This window comes from Clostridium sp. ZBS15, from assembly GCF_023845705.1.
Classification (GTDB): domain Bacteria; phylum Bacillota; class Clostridia; order Clostridiales; family Clostridiaceae; genus Clostridium; species Clostridium aquiflavi.
On the sequence record NZ_JAMQHY010000035.1, the window covers coordinates 185,815 to 192,914 of the forward strand.

The window sequence follows — 7,100 nt, forward strand, 5'->3', positions numbered from 1 at the left end:
TTACAATTTTACATTCTAAATTACTCTACATATTTCTTAACCTTTTCAAAAAATTCCTCTGTATTAATGGGTTTCGAGATATACTCATTCATTCCTGCATTCAAACATTTTTCTTTATCGCCCTTTAATGCATAGGCAGTTACTGCTATTATAGGAGTTCCATTATTTATGTGCTGCTTTTTACCACGTATCTTGGAAGCAATGGTATATCCATCAACATATGGTAAATTCATATCCAAAAGAATTAAATCAAAAAATTCTTTTTTAAGTATTTCAACTGCTGCTCTCCCATCTACAACTGAAGTTACTTCTAGCCCTATTTTATTTAGCAATATTATTGCAATCTTATTACTAATTTTATCATCTTCAACAAGCAGTACCTTTTTATTCTTCTTTACATTATTTATTAACTCTATATCAATCATTTCTCCTTTAATTTTTCCAGCTCTTTCGTCAATTATATCTTCAAGCCTAAATATTGCAGTAAAGTAAAACTCGCTTCCAACCCCTTCTTCACTTTCTACCCATATATCTCCACCCATCATACTAACTAACCTTTCACAAATGGCAAGACCTAGACCAGTGCCTCCATATTCTCTTGTATTAGAATCATCAACTTGGCTAAAACTTTTAAATAATTTATTCATCTTATCTCTTGGAATTCCTATGCCTGTATCTGCTACCTTAAATTTTAGCTTAACCCCCTGACTAAGCCTCTCTTTTACAACTCTGCTGTAGAAATTTTCATAAGTAACACTAACTTCTACTCCACCGTGAGCAGTAAATTTTATCGCATTTCCTATCAGATTAGATAATACCTGCCTTACTCTTATATAGTCTCCTATTATAACTTTAGGAATTTCATGATCTAGTATTAATTTAATATATATATCCTTTTGTTTTGCATTTATATCAAATAATTCGAGCACTTCATCCATTACATTTTTCAAATTAAAAGGAAGCTCTTCCAACTTCATTTTTCCTGCTTCTATTTTTGAATAATCCAAAATATCATTTAACACCCGCAAAAGAGAATGAGTAGAACTTTTTGCTATTTCTAAATATTCTCTTTGTTCTGAGTTTAACTCTGTCATAAGTGATAAGTCCATCATTCCAATAATTCCATTCATCGGCGTTCTAATTTCATGACTCATATTTGCAAGAAACTGACTTTTAGCCCTACTAGCAGTCTCAGCTGCATTTTTAGCTTTTATCAGTTCTTCTTCAGCGTTCTTGCTTTTCGTAATATCCTGTACCATAGCTATGATATGTTGTGGTTTTCCGTTACTACCCCTTATAAAGGATACAGCAGTACTGCTCCAAATTACATGACCATCTTTATGAACATACCGCTTTTCATTTAAATAATAGGGGTATTTCCCCTCTAGTAAATTCTTAAATTTCACCCAATCCTTGTTTTTATCTTCTTCATAAGTGTATTCAGTAAATTTCATTTTCTTCATTTCTTCTTCCGTATATCCAAGCATACTAGTTACCGCGGCATTAATTTTAATTGGATACCCATCTATGCTTATCAAACCTACCCCTATAGCCGCATTTTCAAAAAGCTTTCTAAAAAGCTCTTCACTTTCACGAAGCGCCTCTTCATGCATCTTTTCTTCAGTAATATCACGTGCTATTATTATTATGTATTCTTTATCGCTCTGTTCATAATTTGATGCTTTAACTTCAATATCAATTATCTTTCCAGATTTAGTTACTCCTTTAGATTGAAAAACTAATGGAACCTCTTCTTCTTTGTCGCACCTATCTTTATAATCAATTATTATCTGAAGTGATTGTGGCGAAATAAATTCTATAACCTCTCTACCAATTAGCTCCTCTTCTTGATCATATCCAAACATATCAATAAATGAATTATTCACAAAAATATTTACCCCATTTTTTACAACACAAATTGCATCAGCAAAATGTTCAAAAATAACTCTAAATTTCAATTCACATTTCATAAATATATCTCCCAACTGATTTATTCTATAATTTTAAGTTTCTTTAAAATAAGGATGAATTTTTCAGTGTCAATGGGCTTCCAAATAAAAGCTTCACATCCTAATTCTTCTGCAGTCATAACAGACTGATTATCATTTAATGCAGTTGTGATTATCATCTTAACTTTCTTTTTTTCTTCTACACCCTTCTGGTTTTCTATATCCTTTATTACTTTCAATGCTTTAAGACCATCAAGTTTAGGCATCATAATATCAAGACAAATTAAATCATAGGGTTCTTTTTCTTTTTCTGCTTTCAAATATGCATTTATTGCCTCTAATCCATCTACTGCCGTATCGCACTTTCCGTTTTTCTCCAAAATTTTCACTAAAAAATACCTGCTTGCATAATCATCTTCTGCTACTAAAAACCTCATGTTTTTTGCCTCCTTAAGTGTGAACACTGAGTAACTTAGACTCCCCCTCGCTATTCTTTTCATGTAACCTACAAAAGTTAACTCAGGATTTTTCCATACTCATTTACAATATAAGCATAGAACAAACATTATACGGAAGATATTCCAAAACCCACCGTATATATTTGCTCTATGCTTTACTGTTATAGTTTGCTCAAATTTTTCTTGGATTATTTATCATGTGCTAATATTTACTGTTACACCTTAAACTCATTTACAATATCATTTAAGATTTGAGCTAATTTAGCTTGTGACTCAGCAACCATTGCCACTTCGTCTGTGCTTTGCTTTGTATCATTAACATTTCCAGCAATTTCTGAAGTGCTGGATGCTACTTCTTCAACTACAGATGAAACCGATTCAATAGATTTCATCAGTTCTTCTACTGAAGCTGATATTTTATCCATATTAATTGAAAATTCATTTATTACATTTGATATATTATTTGCATCCTGCAGAGCCAATTCTGATCTATCTATCATTTGATCATAATCAGCAGATATATTTTTATCTATAAATTCTAATATTCCTTTTGCATTATCAGAAATATCTTCGAAAGCCTCCTGAACTTGGTAAACAGTCTGTTGGATTCTATTAACAGTGTCTGCTGATTGAACTGCTAAATTAGAAACCTCTTGGGCAACTACTGCAAAACCTTTTCCATTCTCTCCTGCTCTGGCAGCTTCTATAGCAGCATTTAAGGATAAGAGATTTGTTTGTGCTGCAATACCCCCTATTATTTTAGCCATATTACCTATTTGCTCTACCACTTTACCATTTTCTATAGATTTTAAAATTGCAGCTTCTTTTTCTCTATATATATCTAATGCTACTTTTTTTGATTCTTCTGAACTTAATTTCATATTTAATGCCCTGTCTTTAATTTCGCTTGCTGAATTATTACCCTCCATTGCATTTTCATTAAGTTTTGTAATAGCGTCCTTAATTACATAGGCGGAACTATTCATCTCTTGTGCAGAAGCACTTGTTTCTTCCATAGCCGCTGCGATTTCTTGAGTTCCTGCATCAACAGTTGTTAATTGTTTATTTATTTCCTCAATAACTGCAGAAAGTTCCTCCCCGCTGGCACTGACATTTTGACTATTTGTTGCTATATTCTCCACAATATTCTTTATATTTAGGTTCATATTATTAATTTCATCAGCTATCTGTCCAATTTCATCTTTTGATTTAATATCAATCTTAGAAGTTAAATCTCCTTCAGCAATTCTTCTTATTCCTTCTAATAGCTTAGGAATCTCTCTTAATATCATTTTAATTACTAAATATATAACTGTAATTAAAACTATTAACCCTATAAAATAAGTTAAGCATAAAATTAAGTTGAAGCTTTTAATTTGTTGCTGAACTTCTGATTTTAATATAACAGTTGCTACAGACCAACCATTTGCTTTTACAGGAGCATATGCAACATATCTATCCTGATTATCCAAGTTATACACTGCAGTACCTTTTTCTCCATTAATCATTTTTTTACCTACTTCACCTGCAGTACCATCATACTTTGTTAAATTATCTTCAATAACTTTTTTTGTATCTGGATGATACATAAATGTACCATCGCTTGCTAAAAGAAATGTGTACCCAGATTCCCCAACCTTATATTGTTTCATGATATCAGGCAATTTATCAACCATATAATCTATTCCTACAGCGCCAACAGATTTTCCATTATCATCCAATATAGGATAAGTCATAGAAATAACCATTTTTCCAGTTACTCCATCTACATAAGGAGGTGTGTAGTACAATTTACCTGTTTTTAATGTATCCCAATACCATTGTTTTTTATTTATATCCCATGTTATAGGACAGTCCCAATCTTCATCTGTTACTAAATAATTTGCCTTTTCTAATGCTAAATATGCTAAGACAACATTTTTATCCGTTGCTTTTATATTTTTCAGACTTTTAATTACATTTGAATAATTTGAGTTGCTTTTAACCGTATCTCTTGTTTTAACTTCATTTGCTAAAGCTCTAATTTGCATATTTGTAGTCATCTGTGTTGCCAAAGATCCACCTTGTTCAAAAAAAGTATTTACATCTTGTGCTATAATTGTAGCATTATCTCTTAATGATGTATTAATATTATCATCAAGCACTTTAGTATTGTAAACATTTACTACAACCCCTGTAATAGAAAATAATAAAATTATAACCACTGATAAACTTATCAATACTTTATTCGTAATATTCATCTTAACCCTTTTCATTTTTTCCTCCTATTTTCTTTAAGATTTTAAACTTAAAAATGAACTTAAGCATTATATTAGTATGCTGCATCATTTCTCATATATAAAAATGTATCTTATAGAGAATGTGCTTAATGTTAAATATTATCTATTACCCATGGTTTCTTTATTAAATCCATTATAGGACATTTCTCCACCTCCCCAATTAGTGTGTTAGTGTTAACTAACATATAAAAGTATAAATTAATTGTCGGAATTTGTCGATATATTTTTAATAATTTAATTTGTGTAAATATAGCTTATCCTACCACACTTTATAATTAAAACTATTCCAATATAGTAATATTATAAGAATCAGCTAGTAAATTCTATTTTACACTCAACAAAAAACTTCAATGTAATAAAAAAAGTGGCTACGCCACTCTTCAATGAACAATTTACAATTGACAATTGACAATTGTGGTTGAAAGCCACTAGCTTTCTTAAAAAATATATATTTAGAAATCACGTTGTGATTTCATCCTAAATTGTCAATTGTTCATTATACATTGTCAATTGAAAAATATATCCATAACCTTAGATTTCATCAGCCTTTCAATCTTCAAAAATTCTATAATTTCCTATACATTAAAAAAGACTCCCTGCCAAATATGACATGGAATCTCCTTCATCATTCGTATCTTAATATATTTTCTATAACATTTATCATTCGCTCTTTTAGCTCAAAATTATATTGATTAATCTTCCACAAAAATGTAATTGACCATATTGTAGAAAAAATAGCATCAGTTATTGTAACACTATCAAACTGAGAGGAGATTTCGCCTCCTTCTATTCCTTTAGCTACAAGCTCAAGTAATAAACTATATCGTCCATTTACTATTCTACACATTTTTTCATTAAGTTCTTTATCATATCTAAATACATCAAAAGAAAATGCAACAGTGGTAATTTCAGGATAATTTTGATAATACTCTGCATAGGTGCTTGTAAAATATAATATGCCCTGCTTGCTGCCCATTTCATTATCCAATATGGTGCTCTGTATTCCTGCATCATATTCGGCATACCTATCAATTATAGAAATAACTATATCTTTTTTACTATCAAACTGTCTATATATTGCCGGCTCCGTAATCTTCTGCCTTTTCGCAATCTCCTTTGTGGTTAACCCAAGTATTCCTGCCTCATCTAATAAATCAATGGCTGTAATAATAATTTTTTCTTTTCTTTTTAATATATCATTATACATATGTATACTCCCTTTAAAGTTTCTGATTCAAATGAGTGTGGCTTTTTAAGCATTCCTTCCATTAGTAAGACTCTTGGTTGGCTTCTATAATTACTAAAATAGAACTTAAGATTATTATTTCCAAAACCATATAGTGTATTCAAAACAATTTTATTATTATTATTATTAGAATGTCTTTAAACATTTACAGTCTCTTTAATTCATTAATAATTTAACTTTGTTAACACCGAGAAATGGTCGATATTCTAATGAATTATTAAAACTTAAAGAAGAATTTTATAATGAATTTATGTCTATAAAATAAAAAAACTGTACAAATAAATGTACAGTTTTTTCTATGGTGGAGGCGAGGGGTCACCGGCGTCCATTATCTCTAATGGTGCTGACTATATCTTAATCTTGTGGACAATCTCTACAAGACTCTTGGCGTATTATAGAAGCATAGTATAGTTTTAATCTTCTATCCTAGTATTCCGTAATATTAATAAATAATATCCTTAGGAACCTATAAGTCGATACGAGGCTGTTAAGTTTCCTTACATACCTCTCGGTATTGCCGACAACATTACTTGCTACGGTTTCACCGATAAAGCCAAGTTTTCACTTAAGGATCACTCCCTAATGCGACTTTGTTACAAATCGAACCCCTGTCCGAAAGTAGATGCATCTGACTTTCTACGAGTGTAGTCTATATATTAAAATTCGCTCATATGAACGCCTATAGACAGGCAACATACTTGCTAGCTTCATAAATACCCCTTTAGCTCAAAGCTTTGCTAAACTTCGTTTCCCACTTTAATGACACCAGTGATCCGAAGCGTGGGCACCCCGGGCTGATGAACAGCGCTAAATTAGGCTGCTAATGCAAAATTGTCTTCTGCGTTTATCTTTTTGCATACTTGATTAACGAGGTGACATGCTGCCTCGACTCGCTTATCAAACTCCTCTTACCCCCGTCGAAGCCAAAGCGCCCCCATGTTAGTAACGAAGTTTGAAACTTTTATATTCAATTTTCGTCTGTTCCTAAATTATATATTATAAAAAAAGCAATGTCAAATATCATATTACTACAAAAATTCCACAAAATAGATTCTATATTTAAAATTAAAAAATTCTCTTTATAATTTTAAGCTATGTTTTAGCAGAGTGTTGATATATGCATAAGCAAAGTGGACTGAGTAATTGAACTTAGGAATGCTAAAATGAG

4 protein-coding genes and 1 other RNA gene are annotated in these 7,100 nt (G+C 31.1%); all 5 read right to left on the reverse strand.

Translation table 11 applies throughout. From position 1 onward, the window contains the following. Positions 1–20 precede the first annotated feature (20 nt). The 5 genes from NG904_RS11025 to ssrA all read right to left on the reverse strand — a co-directional run bounded on the left by NG904_RS11025 (position 21) and on the right by ssrA (position 6,860). Entirely contained in the window at positions 21–1,970 is a 1,950-nt protein-coding gene (locus tag NG904_RS11025) for a PAS domain S-box protein (RefSeq protein WP_252231650.1), read from the reverse strand. A gap of 20 nt (positions 1,971–1,990) precedes the next feature. Further along, a complete protein-coding gene (locus tag NG904_RS11030) occupies positions 1,991–2,386 on the reverse strand; it encodes a response regulator (RefSeq protein WP_252231651.1) in 396 nt (131 codons plus the stop codon). Between the two features lie 236 nt (positions 2,387–2,622). Then, positions 2,623–4,662 (reverse strand): methyl-accepting chemotaxis protein, encoded by a 2,040-nt coding sequence (locus NG904_RS11035; RefSeq protein WP_252231652.1) that lies wholly within the window; start codon positions 4,660–4,662, stop codon positions 2,623–2,625. Between the two features lie 649 nt (positions 4,663–5,311). Continuing rightward, on the reverse strand, positions 5,312–5,893 hold the full coding sequence (locus NG904_RS11040; protein ID WP_252231653.1) for a TetR/AcrR family transcriptional regulator: 582 nt from the start codon (positions 5,891–5,893) through the stop codon (positions 5,312–5,314). A 635-nt stretch (positions 5,894–6,528) separates the two neighbouring features. Beyond that, positions 6,529–6,860: a transfer-messenger RNA gene (gene ssrA, locus NG904_RS11045) on the reverse strand. Positions 6,861–7,100: the final 240 nt, after the last annotated feature.

Coding starts and splice junctions, on each gene's coding strand:
- NG904_RS11025 (WP_252231650.1), bottom strand. CDS start 1,970: ATGAAATGTGAATTGAAATTTAGAGTTATTTTTGAACATTTTGCTGAT.
- NG904_RS11030 (WP_252231651.1), bottom strand. CDS start 2,386: ATGAGGTTTTTAGTAGCAGAAGATGATTATGCAAGCAGGTATTTTTTA.
- NG904_RS11035 (WP_252231652.1), bottom strand. CDS start 4,662: ATGAAAAGGGTTAAGATGAATATTACGAATAAAGTATTGATAAGTTTA.
- NG904_RS11040 (WP_252231653.1), bottom strand. CDS start 5,893: ATGTATAATGATATATTAAAAAGAAAAGAAAAAATTATTATTACAGCC.